Raw genomic sequence first — 21,346 nt, 5'->3', positions numbered from 1 at the left:
TCGGTATCCATACATGATCGACTATGCTTGAGCAGCGAAGGGAAACGGAAGTGGTTCAACACCCCATGGATATCAAATTCACCCACCGGCTGTCATACAAGCAAGCCAGGCTTACTGTGCTGGTCGGGTTCATTCTGGGCACGCTGCTCAGCCTGCTGCAAATCGGCATCGATTATGCCAGTGAAGACGCCTCCATCAACCGTGAAATCCTGTCTTTGCTGGAAATCAGCCATAACCCGGCCTCACGGATTGCCTACAACATCGACGCCGAACTGGCGCAGGAACTGACCCTGGGCCTGTTGCGCTCACCGGCGATCATTTCTGCACAACTGATCGACAACAACAATACCGTGCTGGCCAGCGTCAAACGCCCGGAACTGCAAAGCGGCTACCGGGTGATCAGCGACTTCCTGTTTGGCGCCAAGCGCCAGTTCGAGGATCGTCTGTATCTGGATCACCTGCCCAACGAATCGCTGGGGGTCTTGAGCCTCGAGGTCGACACCTATGCCTTCGGCAGCCGTTTTCTGCGCCGGGCCGAGGTGACCCTGCTCAATGGGTTCGCGCGCAGCCTGATTCTCACCGGTATCCTGCTGGCGCTGTTCTACGTGATGCTGACCAAACCGCTGGTGCGGGTGATCCGCGAACTCAGTGGGCGCGACCCGCGCAGCGCCGAGCCGACTACGCTGGAATGTCCGTCCGGCCACGGTAACGATGAAATCGGCGTGCTGGTCAAAGTCGCCAATCAGCAATTCGAGAACATTGCCACCGAGATTCAACAGCGGCGCAACGCCGAAAACCGCCTGACCGACTACCTCGGGCAACTGGAAAACATCGTCTCGGCGCGCACCGCCGAACTCAAGGCGATCAACGCGCGGCTCAGCCAGTCCAATCAGGAACTCGAAGTCGCCCGCAGCACCGCCCTGGAAATGGCCGAAGCCCGCTCGGCATTCCTCGCCAACATGAGCCACGAGATCCGCACGCCACTCAACGGCCTGCTGGGGATGATTGCGCTGTCACTCGACGGCCCGTTGAATGCCGAGCAACAGCAACAGCTGTCGATCGCCCACGATTCGGGCAAGGTGCTGGTCGAGTTGCTCAACGATATCCTCGACCTGTCGAAATTCGATGCCGGGCAACTGGAGCTTGAGCACATCCCGTTCGATCTTGGCTCGTTGATCGAAGATACCGCCAACCTGCTATCGCAGAACGCGGCGCCAAGCGTCGAGCTGACCTGCCTGATCGATCCGCACTTCCCGGCGCTGGTGCTGGGCGATCCGACCCGCGTGCGGCAGATCGTCAGCAACCTGCTGTCCAACGCCCTGAAATTCACCCGTTTCGGCAGGGTAGACGTGCGCTTGTCGACCTACCAGGATGGCGTGCGCATCGAGGTCTGCGACACCGGCATCGGTATCGCCCAGGACGCGCAGCTGAAAATCTTCCAGCCGTTCACGCAGGCAGGCGCCGGCATCACTCGACAGTACGGCGGCACCGGGCTGGGACTGGCGCTGACCTACAACCTCTGCGAAGCGATGCAGGGGCGCCTGACCATCAGCTCCGAGACCGGTTTTGGCAGTCAGTTCTGTGCCGAGTTGCCTCTGCCGTGTCATACCCGAGCGTTGGTCCCGGCACCTCTGCATGGAAAAGTGCTCGCCATCACTGCGGCCAGCAGCGGTCTGGCGGAACTGTTGCAGAGCCTGCTGCCGGTCTGGGGGCTTGCGTATGAGCAGCGCACCATTGATGACTCACTGTTGGGCCTGACCCCGGACGTGGTGATTACCGATTGCCCTGAGTGCCTTTTCGGCTTGCGCCCGACGCTCGTTGCGCCGATTTTGCTGGTGACCGCCTACGGCAGCTTTCTGCCGAGCGAAGAAGCGGCTGCGCTCGCGCCTCTGCAACAACAGGCACGACCGTTGGCGCGCAACGCGCTTTACCAGAACCTGCGCCGCACCCTGCAACCGGACGTCGTTGCCATTAACGATGCGCAGCTCGAAACCGCTCCCTCGGTGCGGCGCGGGCGGGTGTTGCTGGTCGAAGACAACCCGGTCAATCAGTTGGTGGCCAAAGGCATGCTCGGCAAACTGGGCTGCGAGGTCATCGTCGCTGCCCATGGTGCCGAAGCGCTCGATCAGTTGGAGTATCACGAATTCGATCTGGTGCTGATGGACTGCAACATGCCGGTGATGGACGGCTACGAAGCCAGCCGGCAGATCCGTCAAAGCGGGCGCTGGCCGCACCTGCCTATCGTCGCCCTGACTGCCAACGCCATGTCCGAGGAACGCGAGCGCTGCCGTGCGGCCGGTATGAGCGACTATCTGGCCAAGCCGTTCCGCCGTGAAGAACTCGCGGCCCTGCTCGATCAGTGGATCCCGACTACGACAGCGCTTTGATCTGCCCCAACAAGTGATCGAGGCCGTCACGCAGGTCGTTGAGGCGGTCCAGATCGACCCCGCTGTCGCACAGCAACCGGGCCTTGAGCGGCCCGACCTGTTCGCGCAACGCTTGGCCGGCCGGTGTCAGGCTCAGGTGGACTTCCCGTTCATCACGCGTGGAACGCTGGCGCTGCACCCACTGCAACTGCTCCAGACGCTTGAGCAACGGCGTCAGCGTGCCCGAGTCCAGTGCCAGGCGCTCGCCCAAGGCCTTGACGGTCGGTTGCTCCGGCGCGGCGTCCTGCCATTCCCACAACACCAGCATCGCCAGATATTGCGGGTAGGTCAGACCGAGCTGATCGAGCATCGGCTTGTAGGCACGAATTACCGCTCGGGAGGCGGCGTACAACTTGAAGCACAACTGGCTGTCGAGCTTCAGCGAATCGACCGGCAGGCTGTTCATTTGAGCAGGGCTTCGATCTCGCCGCTCAGCTCCTGCGGCTTGGTGGTCGGGGCAAAACGCTTGACCAGTTTTCCGTCCTTGCCAATCAGGAACTTGGTGAAGTTCCACTTGATGCCCTGGGAGCCAAGCAGACCCGGCGCGCGTTTTTTCAGTTGCACGAATAGCGGATGCGCGTCGGCACCGTTAACGTCGATTTTCTTGAACAGAGGGAAGCTGACACCGAAGTTCAGCTCACAGAATTCACTGATCGCCCCTTCGTTGCCTGGCTCCTGCTTGCCGAACTGATTGCACGGGAAGCCCAAAACCACCAGCCCCTGATCCTTGTAGGTCTGCCACAGCTCTTCGAGGCCTTTGTACTGTGGGGTGAAACCGCATTTGCTCGCAGTGTTGACCACTAAAACCGCTTTGCCGGCGAAATCGGCCAAGGTCTTTTGCTCACCCTTGATGGTGGTGCACGGGATGTTCAGCAGGTTGTCGCTCATGGCACTGGGCTCCGCAGACAGTCAGGAAAGGCCAAACATAGCGAGCAATTAAATTGTGTGCAATTTAATTATCGAATAACAAGGCGACCCGAAGGTCGCCTTCAATCGTTTAAGCGCGCGGTTCGAGGTTCAGACACACCGAGTTGATGCAATACCGCAGGCCGGTCGGCGGCGGGCCGTCGGGAAACACATGACCCAGATGCGCATCGCAGCGCGCGCACTTCACTTCCGTGCGGATCATGCCGTGCGTGGTATCACGGATTTCGGTCATCGCGCTTTCGCCAATCGGCGCGTAGAAGCTCGGCCAGCCGCAGCCGGAATCGAATTTGGTCTTGGAGTCGAACAACGGCTCGTTGCAGCAAACGCAGTGATAAACGCCGTCGGTTTTGGTCGCGTTGTATTTGCCGGAGAACGGTCGCTCAGTGGCACTGAGGCGGCAAACCTCGTACTGCTGCGGGTCGAGCATGGCTTTCCATTCTTCCAGGGTTTTTTCCAACTTTTCCATCATCACACCTCAGCGGCTGAAAAAGCCCGATCTGTACCTTTTCCACGGATCGGGCGGCACGTATGATTGCGCCTCGTCACGCACCAGTCTGGCAGCCAGACCGGGCGCATTCAAACGGATTATGGGAGCCACGGCTCAAGACGTCCGCCTGTGTGAAAACACAGGAATCCCAGCACGGTTGTCCATCCACCGCCTGGATCGTTCATTTTCGGGATCACATCGCCATGCAGTTCAGCAAATCGAACAAGCTCGCCAACGTCTGCTACGACATTCGCGGCCCGGTGCTCAAGCACGCCAAACGACTGGAAGAGGAAGGCCAGCGCATCCTCAAGCTGAACATCGGCAACCCGGCGCCGTTTGGTTTCGAAGCGCCGGACGAAATCCTTCAGGATGTGATCCGCAACCTGCCGACCGCGCAAGGCTACAGCGACTCCAAAGGCTTGTTCAGCGCGCGTAAAGCGGTGATGCAGTACTACCAGCAGAAAAATGTCGAAGGTGTCGGCATCGAAGACATCTACCTGGGCAACGGCGTGTCCGAGCTGATCGTCATGTCGCTGCAGGCGCTGCTCAACAATGGCGACGAAGTGCTGGTGCCGGCCCCGGACTATCCGCTGTGGACCGCCGCCGTCAGCCTCGCCGGTGGCAATGCCGTGCATTATCTGTGTGACGAGGGCGCCGACTGGTTCCCGGATCTGGCCGACATCAAGGCCAAGATCACCCCGAACACCAAAGCCATGGTGATCATCAACCCGAACAACCCGACCGGCGCGGTGTATTCGAAGGAAGTGTTGCTGGGCATGCTGGAAATCGCCCGTGCGCACAACCTGGTGGTGTTCTCCGACGAGATCTACGACAAGATTCTGTACGACGATGCCGTGCACATCTGCACCGCGTCGCTGGCCCCGGACCTGCTCTGCCTGACCTTCAACGGTCTGTCGAAGTCGTACCGTGTGGCGGGTTTCCGTTCCGGCTGGATCGCGATCTCCGGGCCGAAGCACAACGCGCAGAGCTACATCGAAGGCATCGATATGCTGGCCAACATGCGCCTGTGCGCCAACGTGCCGAGCCAGCATGCGATCCAGACCGCACTGGGCGGCTATCAGAGCATCAATGATCTGGTGCTGCCGCAGGGTCGTCTGCTGGAGCAGCGCAACCGCACCTGGGAATTGCTCAACGACATTCCCGGCGTGAGCTGCGTCAAGCCGATGGGTGCGCTGTACGCGTTCCCGAAAATCGATCCGAAGGTCTGCCCGATCCACAACGACGAAAAATTCGTCCTCGACCTGCTGCTCTCCGAGAAGCTGCTGGTGGTACAGGGCACGGCGTTCAACTGGCCGTGGCCGGATCACTTCCGCGTCGTCACGCTGCCTCGCGTCGATGATCTGGAAATGGCCATCGGCCGCATCGGCAACTTCCTCAAGTCTTACCGCCAGTAACTGGCCAGCAGTGCGCAACGGCCAAACGTTGCGCACTGTCTGATTCAGCAACACTTCTGCGTTCCACCTCCGCGCACGCCTTCTACACTTGCGATTCATACCGTTTACCTGCGTCCGGCGTAATGGCGACGGGTCGCGGCTGGCCGTCATCCCTATCAGTTTCTGTCGTGGGAAATGTGCCGAGCACCGAAGAATCTGCTGTAGGACACAGTTTGAAATAGTCACTCAGTTGAATAGCCCGGTGCAGCACCTTATATACCCCGCAGTACGCTACATCTTTAGCTTGAGGAGATTTCTACAACCATGATGCGCATCCTGCTGTTTTTGGCCACTAACCTGGCGGTCGTGCTGATAGCCAGCATCACCCTGAGCCTGTTCGGCTTCAACGGGTTCATGGCGGCCAACGGGGTTGATCTCGACCTTAGTCAGCTGCTGGTTTTCTGTGCAGTCTTTGGTTTCGCCGGCTCGCTGTTCTCGCTGTTCATCTCCAAGTGGATGGCGAAGATGAGCACCGGTACCCAGATCATCAGCCAGCCACGTACCCGGCATGAGCAATGGCTGCTGCAAACCGTTGAGCAACTGTCCCGCGAAGCCGGGATCAAGATGCCCGAAGTCGGTATTTTCCCGGCCTACGAAGCAAACGCCTTCGCCACTGGCTGGAACAAGAACGACGCGCTGGTCGCGGTCAGCCAGGGCTTGCTCGAGCGCTTCTCACCCGATGAAGTGAAAGCCGTACTGGCCCACGAAATCGGTCACGTGGCAAACGGCGACATGGTCACGCTGGCGCTGATCCAGGGCGTGGTGAACACCTTCGTGATGTTCTTTGCGCGGATCATCGGCAATTTCGTCGACAAGGTGATCTTCAAGAACGAAGAAGGCCAGGGCATCGCCTACTACGTGGCGACCATCTTCGCCGAACTGGTACTGGGCATTCTCGCCAGTGCGATCGTCATGTGGTTCTCGCGCAAGCGCGAATTCCGTGCCGACGAGGCCGGCGCACGTCTGGCCGGCACCAGCGCAATGATCGGCGCACTGCAACGCCTGCGCGCCGAACAGGGCCTGCCGGTGCACATGCCGGACACCCTGAACGCCTTTGGCATCAACGGTGGCATCAAACAGGGCTTTGCCCGCATGTTCATGAGCCACCCGCCGCTGGAAGAGCGTATTGACGCGCTGCGTCGTCGCGGTTGATCTGACCGGTAACAATGAAAAGGCCCGCAGTGATGCGGGCCTTTTTTGTTGCCATGATTAGTTCGCGGTTGCTGATGGCCCTATCGCTGGCAAGCCAGCTCCCACAGTGGGCTGTGGCGTTTTGAAGATAGAGAGAACACGATTGAACCCTGTGGGAGCTGGCTTGCCAGCGATGAGGCCAGTACTACCCCTAAAGAGCTATAGGCCAGAAACGCGGTAAACCCGCTCCTCAAGTCGCGTCACGCCCGCCTGCAGGAACTTCCAGCTCTCGCCCAGCACATCCTGCTCCTCGAGCACTTGCACCTGCCAGGCATCCCCCAGCAACCGCTGCACCTCATCATCCCCCACCGCAAACGGCGGCCCCGGCATCTGCGCCTGATCGTAATCCAGCGTGATCAGCAACCCTTGTACACCTTGCGGGAGAATCCGCTGAAGATGCGCCGCATAACGCTCACGCATCGGCGCGGGCAAGGCAATCAGCGCGGCACGGTCGTATATCGCCGCGCAATCGGCCACATCACTCGCTGTCAGCGCAAAAAAGTCCCCGCACCACAACTCGATGGCGTCACCCCGATAGACCTTGAACGCGCCCTTCTCGCTGATCTGCGGCTGCACCTGATGTTCACTGAAAAAGTCCTCGATAGCCTTTTCCGACAATTCGATCCCGAGCACCTGATGACCGCGCCCTGCCAGCCACGCCAGATCCAGACTTTTCCCACACAAAGGCACGAGCACTCGCGCCGTTTCAGGTGCCGCCCAGTGCCGCTGCAGATACGGGTTCACCTCGGGCAGATGGAAACCGATCTGGCCCGAAGCCCACTTCTTGTGCCAAAACTCAGGCTGCATGCGTCACTCCCAATAATTCGATTAAAAAGCATCAAAACTTATATTAGATTTAGATCAATGATCTGACTGAAGATGTGGCCATCTTAACGCTCAGGAACCCATCATGTTTCCCAGCCTGTTTATTTCCCACGGTTCACCCATGCTCGCGCTGGAACCCGGCGCCAGTGGCCCGGCGCTGGCGCGTCTCGCAGCCGAATTACCGAAACCCAAAGCCATCGTGATTGTTTCTGCGCATTGGGAAAGCCACGAGTTGCTGGTCAGCAGTAACGCGCAACCGGAAACCTGGCACGACTTCGGCGGCTTTCCGCGTGCATTGTTTGAAGTGCAGTACCCGGCGCCGGGCAATCCGCAACTGGCTGCCGAAGTGGCTGATTTGCTGACAGCCAACAACCTGACTGCCCGCCTCGACCCACAACGTCCATTCGATCATGGTGTTTGGGTGCCGTTGTCGCTGATGTACCCGCAGGCGGATATTCCAGTGGTGCAGGTTTCGCTGCCGAGTCGCGCGGGCCCGGCGCTGCAAACCCGGGTCGGCCGAGCGCTGGCGAGTCTGCGTGATCAGGGCATTCTGCTGATCGGCTCCGGCAGCATCACCCACAACCTGCGCGAACTGGACTGGCACGCTGGCCCGGAAAGTGTCGAGCCGTGGGCGCGGGATTTCCGTGACTGGGTGATCGAGAAGTTGGCGGCGGACGATGAGGCGGCGCTGCATGATTACCGCCAGCAGGCGCCGAATGCAGTGCGTAGCCATCCGAGTGATGAGCATTTGTTGCCGCTGTATTTTGCCCGGGGTGCGGGCGGTGAGTTCAGTGTGGCGCACAAGGGCTTCACGATGGGTGCGTTAGGGATGGACATCTATCGCTTTGGTTAAAAGCAAAAGATCGCAGCCTTCGGCAGCTCCTGCATTTGGAATGCGTTCCCTCTGTAGGAGCTGCCGAAGGCTGCGATCTTTTGATCTTTCAGGCAGACAAAAAAATCCCCGAACCAGTCGGGGATTTTTTATGTTCGATCAATCAGCCCAAGGGCGGATCAATCTTCGCGGTAGCGACGCAGTTTCAGCTGCTTACCGGCAACGCGAGTGTCCTTCAGTTTGGTCAGGAGTTTGTCCAGACCATCTTCCGGCAACTCGACGAGGCTGAAGCTGTCACGCACCTGGATGCGACCGATCGCTTCACGGGCCAGACCGCCTTCGTTGAGGATGGCGCCCAGCAGGTTTTTCGCAGCGATACCATCACGCGCACCCAGCGCGGTACGGCAACGAGCACGGCCTTCGCCCAAAGGCATTGGCGCGCGACGCTCGCGGTCACCACGATCAGGACGATCACCGGTGCGCTCAGGACGGTCGCCACGCGGTGCGTTGTTCGGCACCAGTGGACGTTCCTTCTCGATCGCAGCCAGGTTCAGCGCTTGACCGTTGGTGGCTTTGCGCAGCAGCGCAGCAGCCAGAGCACGCGGAGTGCAGCCGATGTCTGCAGTCAGACGATCGAGCAGATCACCGTGAGTCGATTCGGCATCAGCGACCAGCGGCGACAGGCTGTTGGTCAGTTTCTTGATGCGTGCATCGAGAACAGCTTGAGCGTCCGGCAGGCGAACTTCGGCAACTTTCTGACCGGTTACACGCTCGATCACTTGCAGCATGCGGCGCTCACGTGGAGTCACCAGCAGCAGTGCACGACCTTCGCGACCGGCACGGCCGGTACGGCCGATACGGTGAACGTAGGACTCTGGGTCGTACGGCATGTCAACGTTGAACACGTGAGTGATGCGCGGAACGTCCAGACCACGAGCAGCAACGTCGGTCGCAACAACGATGTCCAGACGGCCATCTTTCAGCGAGTCGATGACGCGCTCACGCTGGTTCTGGGCGATGTCACCGTTCAGCGCCGCGGCTTTGTAGCCTTTGGCGTCGAGGGCGCTGGCCAGATCCAGGGTCGCTTGCTTGGTGCGCACGAACATGATCAGTGCGTCGAAGTCTTCCACTTCCAGCAAGCTGAGAACGGCCGAAGTCTTCTGGTCAGCGTGAACCAACAGGTGAGCCTGTTCGATCGCGGTAACGGTCTGGGTCTTGGTCTGGATCTTCACGTGTTGCGGATCGCGCAGATGGCGTTCGGCAATGGCGCGGATCGACTGCGGCAGGGTAGCCGAGAACAATACGGTCTGACGGGTAGGTGGCAGAGCCTTGAAGATGACTTCCAGGTCATCCATGAAGCCCAGTTTCAACATTTCGTCAGCTTCGTCGAGAACCAGGTGGTTCACGGTCGACAGCACTTTTTCGTCGCGACGCAGGTGGTCGCACAGACGGCCCGGAGTGGCGACAACGATCTGTGCACCATTACGGATTGCTTTCAGTTGCGGGCCCATCGGCGCGCCGCCGTAAACGGCCACAACAGTAACGCCCGGCATTTGCTTGGCGTAAGTTTCGAAAGCGGTTGCTACTTGCAGCGCCAACTCACGAGTTGGCGCCAGGATCAGGGCTTGCGGTTCGCGCTTGGCAGGATCGATGCGGTGCAGGATAGGCAGTGCGAACGCGGCGGTTTTACCGGTACCGGTTTGCGCCTGGCCAATCATGTCCTGGCCGGCCATGATGATCGGGATCGATTGCTGCTGAATCGCCGAAGGCTCTTCGTAGCCAGTCGCTGCGACGGCTGCAAGAATATTCGGGTTAAGATTAAAAGCGGCGAATCCGCCGGTTTCCTGGGTCATGGGTCTGCCTCTAAGTGCATCCGCAAAGACCCATGCTCCAAAGCTGCGCATGCCGTGTTGAGACTCAAGAGTCGCCCTGGCAGCTTTGTCGGCGGGGATTTGCGAAAACGAATGAATGAAAAAAAGAATCGTCCGGGAAGAGCCCGCAATGCGGACGTGCAGCCGAAGCTGACTTCGGGAAATTGCGCTACCTAAACGCGGCCCGGTTAAAGGCCGGCGCGCACTATACCGGATTTTGCCCAAAAAGGGAGCTTTTTTTATCGTCAAAATACCTGTGTCACCGCTGTGTAACGGGGTTTTGCGGATAATCGCACCAAGGTCTATTTTTCAAAGGCCCGGCCCTGCTGGCGATGACGCTTAAACGATTCATCGATGTGCGGCATACCGTCGCTGCAACCCCCCTTCCCGCCCGAGGATTTCGCCATGAATCAGCCCTGCCCCGGCCGCGTCAGCCGTGAACGCCGTGGTCACGTCCACCTGATCGGCCTTGATCGAGCGGCCAAGCGCAATGCTTTCGACCTCGACCTGCTCAATGACCTGAGCCTGGCCTATGGCGAGTTCGAGGCCGACAGCGAGGCGCGGGTAGCGGTGGTGTTTGGACATGGCGAACACTTTACCGCTGGTCTGGATCTGGTGAATGCCAGCTCGGCTTTGGCCGAAGGTTGGCAGGTTCCGACCGGCGGTTGCGATCCGTGGGGTGTTTTCGTCGGGCCTCGGGTGAGCAAACCGGTGATTGTCGCCGCGCAAGGCTATTGCCTGACCATTGGAATCGAGTTGATGCTGGCCGCCGACATTAACCTGTGCGCGAGCAATACCCGTTTCGCGCAAATGGAAGTGCAGCGTGGGATTTTTCCTTTTGGTGGCGCGACTTTACGTTTTCCCCAGATGGCCGGCTGGGGGAATGCGATGCGCTGGTTGCTGACCGGGGATGAGTTCGATGCGCACGATGCGTTGCATTTGGGGTTGGTGCAGGAAGTGATGGCCAGTGAAGACCTGTTGCCGCGGGCGATTGAGTTGGCTGAGCGGATTGCCCGACAGGCGCCGTTGGGGGTGCAGGCGACGTTGCTGTCGGCGCGCCAGGCGCGGTATGAGGGTGAGACGGCGGCAGCGCAAGGGTTGCCGGCGCTGGTGAAGAAGTTGCTGGCCAGTGAGGATGCCAGGGAGGGGGTGCGCTCATTGGTGGAGCGGCGACCTGGCATGTTCAAGGGGATCTGAGAATTATGTCGCCTGTCAGGGCGCCATCGCTGGCAAGCCAGCTCCCACAGTGACCGAGTCGTTCACACATTTTGCGTACGGCGAGAACCCTGTGGGAGCTGACTTGCCAGCGATGGGGCCAGCACTGACGCCTCAGGTGGCCGGGCGAATACTGTTGATCAACGACTGCAACGAATACCCCAACTTCGGCGCCAGGGCTGCAGCCCGCGCAGTCAGCGCCTGCAGGTCCAGCTCCTGATCGAGATCCGCCGGCACAATCAGAATCACATTGCCTTCCTTCACCGGCAGCTCCCAGTAATGCCGGTGATAGAGCCCACGCAACAACGCCGCGCCCAGCGGCTTGCCGTCATCGGTGGCCCACTGATTGATCACCAGCCAGCCGCCCGGATTCAAACGCTTCTGACAGTCGCCAAGAAAACTCCAGGCCAGATGCCCGACGCCCGGCCCGACATCGGTGTACAGGTCGACGAAAACCAGATCCGCAGGCTCGGCGGTCGGCAGCAGTTCCAGCGCATCGCCAACGCGGATATACAAACGTGGATCATCATCCAGCCCAAGGTATTCGATCGCCAGACGCGGCACATCCGGGCGCAACTCGATGGCTTCGACATCTTCCAGCGGCAGAAACTTGAGGCAGGCCTGGGTCAGCGTCCCGGCACCGAGCCCGAGAAACAGCGCACTCTCCGGCTGCTCATGGCACAACGCGCCGATCAGCATCGCGCGGGTGTAATCGTATTCCAGCCAGCTCGGGTCTGCGGTGAACACGCAGCTCTGCTCGATCGCATCGCCGAACTCGAGAAAGCGGTAATCGGCCACTTCCAGCACGCGAATCACGCCGAACTCATCCTGTACTTCGGCGAGCAGATGCTCGACGCGCTCCTCAGTCATTTCGTCTCCTGATGGTCACCGGGCGCGGTGACGCGATGGCACCGCTGTGGGGCCGTGGCAAAGCGGCGATTGTCGGCGATGGGGCGGGAGCAGGTCACGCACTAATTGCTGCTACCATGGGCTTCCCGTGCGTAGAACCAATTAGAGACCGTGATGAGCCAACCGTGGAGCCCTGACAGCTGGCGCGCCCTGCCGATCCAGCAACAACCGCAATACCCCGACGCCGCGCACTTGCGCCAGGTCGAGCAAACCCTGGCCAGTTATCCGCCGCTGGTGTTTGCCGGTGAAGCGCGCGAACTGCGCCGGCAGTTTGCCGAAGTCACCCAGGGCCGGGCCTTCCTGTTGCAGGGCGGCGATTGTGCGGAAAGCTTTGCCGAGTTCTCCGCGGCGAAGATTCGCGACACCTTTAAAGTGTTGCTGCAAATGGCGATCGTCATGACCTTCGCCGCCGGTTGCCCAGTGGTCAAGGTCGGGCGCATGGCCGGTCAGTTCGCCAAGCCGCGCTCGGCCAACGACGAGACCATCGACGGTGTGACCCTGCCGGCTTATCGCGGCGACATCGTCAACGGCATCGGTTTCGACGAGAAAAGCCGCGTACCGGATCCGGAACGTCTGCTGCAGTCTTATCACCAGTCCACCGCGACGCTGAACCTGCTGCGCGCGTTCGCGCAGGGCGGTTTTGCCGACCTGCATCAGGTGCACAAGTGGAATCTCGATTTCATCGCCAACTCGGCGCTGGCCGAGAAGTACAGCCATTTGGCCGACCGCATCGATGAAACCCTGGCATTCATGCGCGCCTGCGGCATGGACAGCTCGCCGCAACTGCGCGAAACCAGTTTCTTCACCGCCCACGAAGCGCTGCTGCTGAACTACGAAGAAGCCTTCGTGCGTCGCGACAGCCTGACCAACGATTACTACGATTGCTCGGCGCACATGCTGTGGATCGGCGACCGCACCCGCCAACTCGACGGCGCTCACGTCGAATTCCTCCGTGGCGTGAACAACCCGATCGGCGTGAAGGTCGGCCCGAGCATGAACCCGGATGATCTGATCCGTCTGATCGACGTGCTCAACCCGGATAACGATCCAGGTCGTCTGAACCTGATCGCACGGATGGGTGCGAACAAGGTTGGCGATCACCTGCCGGCGCTGATCCGCGCGGTGCAGCGTGAAGGCAAGCAGGTGCTGTGGAGTTCCGATCCGATGCACGGCAACACCATCAAGGCCAGCAGCGGCTACAAGACCCGCGACTTTGCGCAGATCCTCGGTGAAGTCAAACAGTTCTTCCAGGTGCACGAAGCGGAAGGCAGTTATGCCGGCGGCATTCACATCGAGATGACCGGGCAGAATGTCACTGAGTGCATTGGTGGCGCGCGGCCGATCACTGAAGACGGATTGTCGGACCGCTATCACACCCATTGTGATCCGCGGATGAATGCTGATCAGTCGCTGGAGTTGGCGTTTTTGATTGCCGAGACGCTGAAGCAGGTTCGCCGCTAAGATTCGACATCTTTATCGCTTTAACTGGCCTCATCGCTGGCAAGCCAGGCTCCCACAGTGATCGCGTCGTTCACAAAATATATGTACGACGCGGACACTGTGGGAGTCTGGCTTGCCAGCGATGGCGTAAGGTCAGTCGCACCCAATCTGTGCCAATGCCACCCGCAACCGCGCCGCACTCTCACGCTGACAATTGAGCTGCACCCGTTCCAGCCCCAACCAATCCGCCATCTGCCGCAAGTTCACCGCCAGCGCCAGCATCCCCTCCTCATCCAGCCCCGGCTCTTCCTCGTGCACCGCATGCACCGCCAACTGCCCCGCCGCCCGCTCGGCGCGTAAATCCACCCGCGCAGCAATCCTCTCGTTGTGCAAAAACGGCAACACGTAATATCCGTAAACCCGCTTGTCCTGCGGCGTATAAATCTCCAGTCGATAACGGAAATCGAACAAGCGCTCAGTGCGGCTGCGCTCCCAGATCAACGAATCAAAAGGCGACAATAGCGCGCTGGCCACAACCTTGCGCGGGACTTTCGGCTCCGGCAGGCAATAGGCGACCTGCCGCCAACCGGCGACTTCGCACATCTGCAGTTGCCCGGCCTCGACCAGTTCCGCCAGACGTGGACGGGCATCCGCCGGGTTCAGCCGAAAGTAATCGCGCAAGTCTTTTTCGCTGCCGACGCCCAAGGCCTGTGCCGCGTGCAGCAGCAATCCCCGTTGCGCCTCCGCCTCGCCAGGTAAGGCTTGCTGGAGGATCGAAGAAGGAATGACGCGCTCCGGTAAATCATACAAACGCTCAAAACCGCGGCGGCCCGCCACTGTCACTTCACCGGCAGCAAACAACCATTCCAGCGCATGTTTTTCTGCGCTCCAGTCCCACCACGGCCCGGCCTTGTCTTCCCGGGTTGAAAGGCTGCCGGCGCCTAAGGCGCCCTGCTCTTCAACGGAACTCAACACCCGACGAACAACGTCCTGCTGCTCGCGACCGAATCTGGCCAGTTGCTGATAGATATCCTCGCCACGCCTGGCCCGCTGCATGCGCCAGCCCAGCAACGGATACATCGACAGCGGCAACAATGAGGCTTCGTGCCCCCAGTATTCGAACAACGAACGACGACGCCCGAAACTCCAGGCAGCCTGGTCGAGCAAATCGGAAGAATAGGGACCGAGACGGGAGAACAGCGGCAGGTAGTGCGAGCGCACCACAGCATTGACGGAGTCGATTTGCAGCACGCCCAGCCGTTCGATCAGCCGGTGAACGTGAGCGGCTTTGACAGTCGGCGGCTGGCGCCCGTTGAATCCTTGGGCAGCCAGCGCCAGTCGTCGCGCCTGTTTGAGGGAAAAGGATACTGTTGCGGGCATGAGCATCTCCTTGTCTGCTCGCAACCTACCCCACTTGAAGCTGGTTTGTGTAGCGCTCTGCTCATCATTTATGCAGCGGGTCATTTATGCATCGGATCATCCCAGAACGGCCGCACGGCTTCGTGTTCAACGTCGGCACGACTCACCCCGATGTCCTTCAACGCTTCGTCACTCAGACTGGCGAGCAACTCGCGTTCACGGTGCAGTTCGTACCAGCGGCTAAACTTGTGCAGCAGGTCGGAAACGATATGGCCGTGGCCGGAAAATTTTGATTCGTCTACATACTCTCTTTGACCTTTCATCGTGTTGCCCTCCATGTGGATGGCTCAAGTCTCGCGCCAGCGCTAAGATCAATCCAACGAATGTTTCTGATGGCATGCATCACGGAGATTCATCAATTGTCGGCCTACCCCAGTATCGATACCGATGTCCTGCGCACCTTTGTCGCCATCGCTGATCAGGGCGGTTTCACCCGCGCCGGCGAAATGGTCAACCGCACACAGTCGGCGGTGAGCATGCAGATGAAGCGTCTGGAAGAAGACGTATTGCAGCGACAGTTGTTCGAGCGCGATGGACGCCAGGTGCGCCTGACCGCCGAGGGCCAGGTGCTGCTCGGTTACGCGCGGCGCATCCTCAAGTTGCACAGTGAGGTGTTCAACACATTGCGTGAGCCACATATGGTCGGCACGGTGCGCATCGGTACGCCGGACGATTATGTGATGCGATTTCTGCCGGGGATTCTCTCGCGGTTCGCGCAGTTCTATCCGCTGATTCAGATCGAAGTGCACTGCGAATCGACCAAGCAGCTGCTGCAACGCACTGATCTGGACCTGTCGATCGTCACCCGCGAACCGGGCAACGAGATCGGCCAGTTGCTGCGCAAGGAGCGTTTCGTCTGGGCCGAGGCGCAGAATTTCAGCGCCCACGAACAGACGCCGCTGCCCTTGGCGATGTTCAACAGCGATTGTTTCTGCCGTTTGTGGGCGTGTAATGCACTGGATGCGATGGGCCGCGAATACCGCATCGCTTACAACAGCACCAGTCTGTCGGCGCTGATGGCCGTGGTCAGCGCGGGTCTGGCGATCACCGCGCAACTGGAAAGCCTGATTACCCCGGACATGCGCATTCTTGGCGCCGCCGAGGATCTGCCACTGCTGCCCGAGGCCAGCATCATGCTGATCCGCAACCTGAACAATCCGTCGCCGATCACCGAGTGCCTGGCCGAGCACATCGTCGAAGGCTTCAAACTTTAAACGCGAGCATCACCGCACACAGCACCAGGAAACCGCAGAACAGCCCGCGCAGGAGTTTTTCCGGCATGGCGTGGGCGACTTTCACGCCCCAACTGATGCTGGCCAGACCACCGATGGCCAGCGGCAGGCCGATCATCCAGTCAACTTCGTGGTGGACCGCGTAAGTCACCAGGGTCACGCCGGTGCTTGGCAAGGCCAGCGCCAGCGACAAGCCTTGAGCAACCACTTGCGTGGTGCCGAACAGGCTGGTCAGCACCGGCGTTGCCACCACCGCACCGCCGACACCGAATAAACCGCCCATGGTCCCGGACGCCGCGCCAAGCACGCCAAGCCACGGCCAGGAATAGCGCATTTCGGACGTCGCAGCAGGTGGCTTGCCGAACATCTTCAACAAGTTGTAGATCGAGAGCACCACCAGGAACGCGACAAAGCCGATGCGCATGGTTTGCGCATCAATGCCCACTGCCCAGATCGAACCGATCCAGGCAAAGCAAAAGCCCATCACCGCCAAAGGCAGCGCATGTCGCAGTTCGATGCGATTGCGCTGGTGATAACGCCACAGCGCCAGCATCACGTTCGGCACTACCATGACCAGCGCCGTGCCTTGGGCGATCTGCTGATCGAGACCAAACCAGACGCCGAGCAACGGGATAGCGATCAAGCCGCCGCCGATGCCGAAGATACCGCCAAGTGTGCCAAGGGCGGCGCCGAACAACAGGTACAACACAAACTCCATCACAGCCAATTCCTCTTACGTCAGGTGACTCATCCTACGCAGTCGCGGCTGGCGGGGAAACGCATAGCAACGCACAATGGCTATGCCGATTTCGCACAAGCGTTTAGCCGATATGAACCCTAATCAATTGACCGATCAACTCGGGCTGTTTCTCGACGTGCTGGAAAGTGGCAGTTTTTCCGCCGCTTCACGTCGTCATCCGCTGACACCGTCGGCCGTCGCGCGACGGATCGACAGCCTGGAAAGCGCCGTCGGCAGCCAGTTGTTTATTCGAAGCACCCACGCCGTACGAGCAACACCCGCCGGCCTGGCGTTTGCCGAACGCGCCCGGCGAATTGTCGCCGAGTTGCAACTGGCCCGGGCCGAAGCCGTGTCCCTGAGCAGCGCGCCGGAAGGTCTGATCCGCATTGACGCCCCCGCCGCGTTTGGACGCCGGCATCTGGCGCCAGTGATCGCTGACTTTCTCGTGCTCTACCCCGGACTGGATGTGCAATTGCACCTGATCGACAGTTTCGTCGACATGGGCGGCTCGAACCTGGGCAAAGTCGATCTGGTGCTGCGCGCCGGGCAAATGGCCGATACGCGACTGGTGGCCACGCCACTGGCGAGCATGGTGCGCATTGCCTGCGCCAGCGCCGAGTATCTCCAGCGTCGTGGGGTGCCAAGCGTTCCTGCGCAGTTGCATGAACACGATGGTCTCGACTGGGAGGGGCTCGCTCCGCCCTTCGCCTGGCGCTTCGAACACGACGGGCAAATGCAATTGCATCGCCCGGGCCGTATCCGCATGAGCGCCAACAATGCCGAAGCCCTGGTCTGCGGCGCTTTGGCTGGCTTGGGCATCGCCCATCTGCCGACGTGGCTGGCCAGCGAATACCTGTTGCGCGGCGAACTGCTGCCGTTGTTCTGCGAAAACGGTCTGCCGATGCCGGAGTCCACCGGCATCTACGCGCTGCGCATGGAACAACAAACCAACTCGCGCAGCCGCCTGCTTCTGGAATATCTCAAGACCCGTTTCAGTCCGGTGCCTCCATGGGATCTGGCGTTACAGCGGGATCTGGGTCGACACTAGCACTGGAGAATTATCTGGCGCATTAAAGATTCGAGCGCTAGATTCATGTCCATCACCGATCAAGGCTTTGACATGACTTCCGAACGCGACACCTGTGATGACCTGCTGCTGGATAACCAGGCCTGCTTCGCCCTGCATTCCACCTCGTTGACGATGACCAAGGTCTACAAGCCGCTGCTGCAAGCGCTTGGCCTGACCTATCCGCAGTACCTGGCGATGATGGTGTTGTGGGAGAAGGATGGTTTGACCGTCGGAGAAATCAGCACTCGGTTGCTGACCGATCCGGGCTCGCTGACGCCACTGCTCAAGCGCCTGGAAGGCGAAGGTTTGCTCAGCCGCACGCGCAGTCGAGAAGATGAGCGCGTAGTGATCGTCGAACTGACCGAGCAAGGCCGAGCGTTGCAAGAAAAAGCCCAGACCGTTCCACAATGCATTCTCGGCGCCAGCGGCTTCACCCTGGAACGCCTGCAAAACCTGCAAGCGGAGTTGCAGGCGCTGCGTAGCCATCTACAGAACAGCCTGAACTAAAGCCAATACTGTCCCCCTGTGGGAGCGAGCCTGCTCGCGAATGCGGTCTATCAGCCGACTGATTTGTTGCATGAGAGATCCTATTCGCGAGCAGGCTCGCTCCCACATTGATTTCCTAGCCAGCAAAATATTTTCCAATACCCGCCTCCCGCGCAATCCGCTCTAAATCAAGCCTTACAGCCCGCCTCCAAAAACCATTTCTTCGTCGAAACGCAGATTTCTCAAAAATTTATCTTGCGCACTAAATATTCGCGCGATACATTCACTTCGCACTTACTTAGCGCGCAAACAATTAGCGCAACACATCGCACTCAACGAGGCTCACACCATGCAAACTCTCTACACCGCAATCGCAACCTCCACTGGCGGCCGTGATGGTCGTGCGATCTCCAGCGACAACATTCTCGACGTCAAACTCGCTACCCCGAAAGAACTCGGCGGTGCCGGTGGCGCAGCGACCAACCCAGAGCAACTGTTCGCAGCCGGCTATTCGGCCTGCTTTATCGGTGCGCTGAAATTCGTTGCCAGTCAGACCAAACGCAAAATCCCTGACGACGCCTCGATCACCGCCCACGTCGGTATCGGCCAGATTCCTGGCGGCTTCGGTCTGGACATCGACCTGCACATAAGCCTGCCGGGCCTGGAACAAGCCGACGCACAAGCGCTGGTCGACGCTGCTCACCAGGTCTGCCCGTACTCCAACGCCACCCGTGGCAACGTCGATGTGCGTCTGCACGTCACCGTTTGAAGCCATACGCAAATTCCAATGTAGGAGTGAGCCTGCTCGCGATAGCGGTTGAGTCAATCAATGTAGATGTCGACTGGAATGACGCTATCGCGAGCAGGCTCACTCCTACAGGGGATCCTGCGGCGTGACACATATCGCAGGCACAAAAAAGCCCGACTCAATGGTCGGGCTTTTTCTTTCCGCAAAAACCGATGCTTATTTAGCACGGCCTTTGTAGGAACCGCCTTCGCGGGTGTCGATTTCGATCTTGTCACCGATTTCGATGAAGTCAGCAACTTGCAGCTCAGTACCGTTGGCCAGCTTGGCTGGCTTCATGACTTTGCCGGAAGTGTCGCCACGAGCCGAACCTTCGGTGTAGTCAACTACGCGCACGATAGTGGTCGGCAGCTCTACGGAAACCAGACGCTCTTCGAAGAAGATCGCTTCGCAAACATCGGTCATGCCTTCTTCAACGAAAGGCAGAACAGCTTCGATGTCTTCAGCGTTCAGCTCGTACATGGTGTAGTCAGTGGTGTCCATGAACGTGTAGGTGTCGCCGCTGATGAAGGACAGGGTCGCTTCTTTGCGGTCGAGGATTACGTCGTCCAGTTTGTCGTCAGCGCTGTAAACGATCTCGGTCTTGTAACCGGTCAGCAGGTTTTTCAGCTTGGTTTTCATGATCGCGCTGTTACGGCCCGATTTGGTGAATTCAGCTTTCTGAACCAGCCAAGGATCGTTCTCGAGACGGATCACGGTACCGGGTTTCAGTTCTTTACCAGTTTTCATTGCGAATATCCGAATTTGGATGGGATTTACAAAAATCTAGGCCGCGTATCATATCCAATTTAGGTAAAACTGTACCAGCGCTGCGGCAAGATCGGCCTGCAAGCCTTGTTCCAGACACCATTTTTCAGCATTTTCCTGCAGTTCCGGCCAGTGTTTGCGGGTCGCAAGCCAATGTTCACCGATCGGTTGACTGGCACTCCACGCCCGCCACAGACCGTTCATCGCCTCAGCGGCGCCCGGCGACAAGCCTTTTGTGTAGAGCGCAAGGAAGGCATCGAGCTTGTCCAGATGGATGTCTTCGTCCTGCTGATAGATATGCCAGAGCATCGGCCGCGCCGCCCATTGCGCCCGCACGAACGAGTCCTCACCACGCACCGCGTTGAAATCGCAGCACCAGAGCAAGTGATCATATTGATCCTGTCGGACGAACGGCAGCACCTGCACGGTGAGCGACTGACGCACATGAATCGCACCAACCGCAAGGTTTTCCACCTCGAGCCAGCGCGCCACATCGCCAAGAATCCGCCCTTCCGGCACCAGCAGATGAGTCGGTGCAGCGTCCGCCGCCAAAACGTCCAGCCAGCTGGCCAACCCGGCATTCTCGTAGGCAAACAGCGAAATCAGCTGAACGCCAGGCGCAGGATCGATGCCAAGACTTTGCAGGAATTGGCGCTGAGCCTCGGCATCCTGCTGAAATTGCCGACGCTGATTGAGCAATCCTCGCTCTCGCAACAATCCGCCAGTGCCCGGCTGGAATCCCGGAAAGAAGAAGAATTTCTGCACCGTTTTGTATTTGACCGACGGCAATCCATGGCAACCGATCACCCAGTCTTCGGCGCTGAGATAATCGAGGTTCATCCACAGTGGCGGCTGCTCGCGCGCAGCCATCGCGTCCATGTAGTCAGTGGGCAACTGACAGGCAAATGCGGCGATAACGACATCGGCGGCGTCAGCGTGCGACCACTCGGCCGGCCAGTGTCGCACTTCGACGCCATGCTGCCATTGCTGTGCCTGGTCGATATCGATCTCGGGGCAGATACGTTCAAACGCACGCAGATCATCGACCCATAAACGCACCGGCAAACCATGCTCAGCCACCAATTGCCTGGCCAGACGCCAGGTCACGCCGATGTCGCCAAAGTTGTCGACCACGGTGCAGAAAATATCCCAGCGGGGTTTTAATTCCGGCATTCAAGACTCCCGTTGGCAAAAGCAGCGATTGTCCGCATAAATGACCTCGCGCAGAAGAGCCGACGGCGATTAATCTTCGTGCGACAATCGCCACTTGCC

At 59.5% G+C, this 21,346-nt stretch carries 21 protein-coding genes; 10 read left to right on the top strand and 11 right to left on the bottom strand.

Annotated features, from left to right (window positions below):
* The first annotated feature begins 65 nt into the window (after window positions 1–65).
* Window positions 66–2,387, top strand: a complete 2,322-nt coding sequence (locus tag CKW38_RS13895; protein ID WP_007908628.1) for a response regulator — start codon at window positions 66–68, stop codon at window positions 2,385–2,387.
* Here the strand turns inward: CKW38_RS13895 and CKW38_RS13890 are convergent.
* The 3 genes from CKW38_RS13890 to msrB all read right to left on the bottom strand — a co-directional run bounded on the left by CKW38_RS13890 (window position 2,371) and on the right by msrB (window position 3,819).
* Window positions 2,371–2,832 (bottom strand): MarR family winged helix-turn-helix transcriptional regulator, encoded by a 462-nt coding sequence (locus CKW38_RS13890; protein WP_007908626.1) that lies wholly within the window; start codon window positions 2,830–2,832, stop codon window positions 2,371–2,373. The two genes, CKW38_RS13895 and CKW38_RS13890, sit on opposite strands and share 17 nt — an antisense overlap.
* Complete coding sequence (locus CKW38_RS13885; protein WP_007908624.1) at window positions 2,829–3,314, bottom strand: glutathione peroxidase; 486 nt, start codon at window positions 3,312–3,314, stop codon at window positions 2,829–2,831. The genes CKW38_RS13890 and CKW38_RS13885 overlap by 4 nt, the downstream gene beginning before the upstream one ends.
* 109 nt (window positions 3,315–3,423) lie before the next feature.
* On the bottom strand, window positions 3,424–3,819 hold the full coding sequence (gene msrB / locus CKW38_RS13880; RefSeq protein WP_007908622.1) for a peptide-methionine (R)-S-oxide reductase MsrB: 396 nt from the start codon (window positions 3,817–3,819) through the stop codon (window positions 3,424–3,426).
* 224 nt (window positions 3,820–4,043) lie between these two features.
* On the opposite strand from msrB, the gene CKW38_RS13875 reads away from it, so the two are divergent.
* Window positions 4,044–5,255 (top strand): pyridoxal phosphate-dependent aminotransferase, encoded by a 1,212-nt coding sequence (locus CKW38_RS13875; protein WP_007908620.1) that lies wholly within the window; start codon window positions 4,044–4,046, stop codon window positions 5,253–5,255.
* Window positions 5,256–5,558: 303 nt separating this feature from the next.
* Window positions 5,559–6,446, top strand: a complete 888-nt coding sequence (htpX, locus tag CKW38_RS13870) for a protease HtpX (RefSeq protein WP_007908619.1) — start codon at window positions 5,559–5,561, stop codon at window positions 6,444–6,446.
* Between the two features lie 198 nt (window positions 6,447–6,644).
* Here the strand turns inward: htpX and CKW38_RS13865 are convergent, their stop codons facing one another.
* The gene (locus tag CKW38_RS13865) at window positions 6,645–7,292 is read right to left on the bottom strand and encodes a thiopurine S-methyltransferase (protein ID WP_095113033.1); all 648 of its coding nucleotides are present in this window, start codon (window positions 7,290–7,292) and stop codon (window positions 6,645–6,647) included.
* 103 nt (window positions 7,293–7,395) lie between these two features.
* Between CKW38_RS13865 and CKW38_RS13860 the strand changes: the two genes are divergently transcribed.
* Window positions 7,396–8,163, top strand: coding sequence for a class III extradiol ring-cleavage dioxygenase (locus CKW38_RS13860; RefSeq protein WP_095113032.1), 768 nt, complete (start codon window positions 7,396–7,398; stop codon window positions 8,161–8,163).
* 158 nt (window positions 8,164–8,321) lie between these two features.
* Here CKW38_RS13860 and CKW38_RS13855 read toward each other — a convergent pair whose 3' ends face one another.
* Window positions 8,322–9,995, bottom strand: coding sequence for a DEAD/DEAH box helicase (locus CKW38_RS13855; RefSeq protein WP_007908612.1), 1,674 nt, complete (start codon window positions 9,993–9,995; stop codon window positions 8,322–8,324).
* A 423-nt stretch (window positions 9,996–10,418) separates the two neighbouring features.
* On the opposite strand from CKW38_RS13855, the gene CKW38_RS13850 reads away from it, so the two are divergent.
* The gene (locus tag CKW38_RS13850; protein WP_095113031.1) at window positions 10,419–11,210 is read left to right on the top strand and encodes a crotonase/enoyl-CoA hydratase family protein; all 792 of its coding nucleotides are present in this window, start codon (window positions 10,419–10,421) and stop codon (window positions 11,208–11,210) included.
* Between the two features lie 132 nt (window positions 11,211–11,342).
* Here the strand turns inward: CKW38_RS13850 and CKW38_RS13845 are convergent, their stop codons facing one another.
* Window positions 11,343–12,098: a spermidine synthase gene (locus CKW38_RS13845; RefSeq protein WP_095113030.1), complete on the bottom strand. Its 756-nt coding sequence runs from the start codon at window positions 12,096–12,098 to the stop codon at window positions 11,343–11,345.
* A 153-nt stretch (window positions 12,099–12,251) separates the two neighbouring features.
* On the opposite strand from CKW38_RS13845, the gene CKW38_RS13840 reads away from it, so the two are divergent.
* On the top strand, window positions 12,252–13,598 hold the full coding sequence (locus CKW38_RS13840) for a class II 3-deoxy-7-phosphoheptulonate synthase (protein ID WP_003226774.1): 1,347 nt from the start codon (window positions 12,252–12,254) through the stop codon (window positions 13,596–13,598).
* A 132-nt stretch (window positions 13,599–13,730) separates the two neighbouring features.
* Here the strand turns inward: CKW38_RS13840 and CKW38_RS13835 are convergent, their stop codons facing one another.
* Both CKW38_RS13835 and CKW38_RS13830 read right to left on the bottom strand, forming a co-directional pair.
* On the bottom strand, window positions 13,731–14,957 hold the full coding sequence (locus tag CKW38_RS13835; RefSeq protein WP_095113029.1) for a winged helix-turn-helix domain-containing protein: 1,227 nt from the start codon (window positions 14,955–14,957) through the stop codon (window positions 13,731–13,733).
* 80 nt (window positions 14,958–15,037) lie between these two features.
* Complete coding sequence (locus tag CKW38_RS13830; protein ID WP_007908607.1) at window positions 15,038–15,259, bottom strand: DUF1127 domain-containing protein; 222 nt, start codon at window positions 15,257–15,259, stop codon at window positions 15,038–15,040.
* 96 nt (window positions 15,260–15,355) lie between these two features.
* Between CKW38_RS13830 and CKW38_RS13825 the strand changes: the two genes are divergently transcribed.
* Entirely contained in the window at window positions 15,356–16,210 is an 855-nt protein-coding gene (locus tag CKW38_RS13825) for a LysR substrate-binding domain-containing protein (RefSeq protein WP_007908606.1), read from the top strand.
* Here CKW38_RS13825 and CKW38_RS13820 read toward each other — a convergent pair.
* Entirely contained in the window at window positions 16,200–16,946 is a 747-nt protein-coding gene (locus CKW38_RS13820; protein ID WP_007908605.1) for a sulfite exporter TauE/SafE family protein, read from the bottom strand. The genes CKW38_RS13825 and CKW38_RS13820 overlap by 11 nt on opposite strands.
* Window positions 16,947–17,058: 112 nt before the next feature.
* On the opposite strand from CKW38_RS13820, the gene CKW38_RS13815 reads away from it, so the two are divergent.
* The 3 genes from CKW38_RS13815 (at window position 17,059) to CKW38_RS13805 (ending at window position 19,291) form a co-directional block, all read left to right on the top strand.
* On the top strand, window positions 17,059–18,015 hold the full coding sequence (locus CKW38_RS13815; protein WP_042705017.1) for a LysR family transcriptional regulator: 957 nt from the start codon (window positions 17,059–17,061) through the stop codon (window positions 18,013–18,015).
* Window positions 18,016–18,087: 72 nt separating this feature from the next.
* Window positions 18,088–18,543 (top strand): MarR family winged helix-turn-helix transcriptional regulator, encoded by a 456-nt coding sequence (locus tag CKW38_RS13810; RefSeq protein WP_176472328.1) that lies wholly within the window; start codon window positions 18,088–18,090, stop codon window positions 18,541–18,543.
* A gap of 328 nt (window positions 18,544–18,871) precedes the next feature.
* Window positions 18,872–19,291 carry an organic hydroperoxide resistance protein gene (locus tag CKW38_RS13805; RefSeq protein WP_007908600.1) on the top strand — a complete coding sequence of 140 codons (420 nt, stop codon included), beginning with the start codon at window positions 18,872–18,874 and terminating at the stop codon, window positions 19,289–19,291.
* Between the two features lie 195 nt (window positions 19,292–19,486).
* On the opposite strand, the gene CKW38_RS13800 is transcribed toward CKW38_RS13805, so the two are convergent.
* Together CKW38_RS13800 and earP are read right to left on the bottom strand one after the other, a co-directional pair.
* On the bottom strand, window positions 19,487–20,056 hold the full coding sequence (locus CKW38_RS13800) for an elongation factor P (RefSeq protein WP_007908599.1): 570 nt from the start codon (window positions 20,054–20,056) through the stop codon (window positions 19,487–19,489).
* Between the two features lie 48 nt (window positions 20,057–20,104).
* On the bottom strand, window positions 20,105–21,247 hold the full coding sequence (gene earP, locus CKW38_RS13795) for an elongation factor P maturation arginine rhamnosyltransferase EarP (protein WP_095113027.1): 1,143 nt from the start codon (window positions 21,245–21,247) through the stop codon (window positions 20,105–20,107).
* Between the last annotated feature and the right edge of the window lie 99 nt (window positions 21,248–21,346).

Origin of the sequence: Pseudomonas sp. Irchel 3H7 (assembly GCF_900187605.1) — a bacterium.
Classification (GTDB): domain Bacteria; phylum Pseudomonadota; class Gammaproteobacteria; order Pseudomonadales; family Pseudomonadaceae; genus Aquipseudomonas.
The sequence above is the reverse complement of the archived record's forward strand: the minus strand, read 5'-3'. Positions and strand labels throughout refer to the sequence as shown.

Excerpts from the sequence above, each read along its gene's own strand:
- CKW38_RS13895 (WP_007908628.1), top strand. The coding sequence starts at position 66 with ATGGATATCAAATTCACCCACCGGCTGTCATACAAGCAAGCCAGGCTT.
- CKW38_RS13890 (WP_007908626.1), bottom strand. The coding sequence starts at position 2,832 with ATGAACAGCCTGCCGGTCGATTCGCTGAAGCTCGACAGCCAGTTGTGC.
- CKW38_RS13885 (WP_007908624.1), bottom strand. The coding sequence starts at position 3,314 with ATGAGCGACAACCTGCTGAACATCCCGTGCACCACCATCAAGGGTGAG.
- msrB (WP_007908622.1), bottom strand. The coding sequence starts at position 3,819 with ATGGAAAAGTTGGAAAAAACCCTGGAAGAATGGAAAGCCATGCTCGAC.
- CKW38_RS13875 (WP_007908620.1), top strand. The coding sequence starts at position 4,044 with ATGCAGTTCAGCAAATCGAACAAGCTCGCCAACGTCTGCTACGACATT.
- htpX (WP_007908619.1), top strand. The coding sequence starts at position 5,559 with ATGATGCGCATCCTGCTGTTTTTGGCCACTAACCTGGCGGTCGTGCTG.
- CKW38_RS13865 (WP_095113033.1), bottom strand. The coding sequence starts at position 7,292 with ATGCAGCCTGAGTTTTGGCACAAGAAGTGGGCTTCGGGCCAGATCGGT.
- CKW38_RS13860 (WP_095113032.1), top strand. The coding sequence starts at position 7,396 with ATGTTTCCCAGCCTGTTTATTTCCCACGGTTCACCCATGCTCGCGCTG.
- CKW38_RS13855 (WP_007908612.1), bottom strand. The coding sequence starts at position 9,995 with ATGACCCAGGAAACCGGCGGATTCGCCGCTTTTAATCTTAACCCGAAT.
- CKW38_RS13850 (WP_095113031.1), top strand. The coding sequence starts at position 10,419 with ATGAATCAGCCCTGCCCCGGCCGCGTCAGCCGTGAACGCCGTGGTCAC.
- CKW38_RS13845 (WP_095113030.1), bottom strand. The coding sequence starts at position 12,098 with ATGACTGAGGAGCGCGTCGAGCATCTGCTCGCCGAAGTACAGGATGAG.
- CKW38_RS13840 (WP_003226774.1), top strand. The coding sequence starts at position 12,252 with ATGAGCCAACCGTGGAGCCCTGACAGCTGGCGCGCCCTGCCGATCCAG.
- CKW38_RS13835 (WP_095113029.1), bottom strand. The coding sequence starts at position 14,957 with ATGCCCGCAACAGTATCCTTTTCCCTCAAACAGGCGCGACGACTGGCG.
- CKW38_RS13830 (WP_007908607.1), bottom strand. The coding sequence starts at position 15,259 with ATGAAAGGTCAAAGAGAGTATGTAGACGAATCAAAATTTTCCGGCCAC.
- CKW38_RS13820 (WP_007908605.1), bottom strand. The coding sequence starts at position 16,946 with ATGGAGTTTGTGTTGTACCTGTTGTTCGGCGCCGCCCTTGGCACACTT.
- CKW38_RS13815 (WP_042705017.1), top strand. The coding sequence starts at position 17,059 with ATGAACCCTAATCAATTGACCGATCAACTCGGGCTGTTTCTCGACGTG.
- CKW38_RS13810 (WP_176472328.1), top strand. The coding sequence starts at position 18,088 with ATGACTTCCGAACGCGACACCTGTGATGACCTGCTGCTGGATAACCAG.
- CKW38_RS13805 (WP_007908600.1), top strand. The coding sequence starts at position 18,872 with ATGCAAACTCTCTACACCGCAATCGCAACCTCCACTGGCGGCCGTGAT.
- CKW38_RS13800 (WP_007908599.1), bottom strand. The coding sequence starts at position 20,056 with ATGAAAACTGGTAAAGAACTGAAACCCGGTACCGTGATCCGTCTCGAG.
- earP (WP_095113027.1), bottom strand. The coding sequence starts at position 21,247 with ATGCCGGAATTAAAACCCCGCTGGGATATTTTCTGCACCGTGGTCGAC.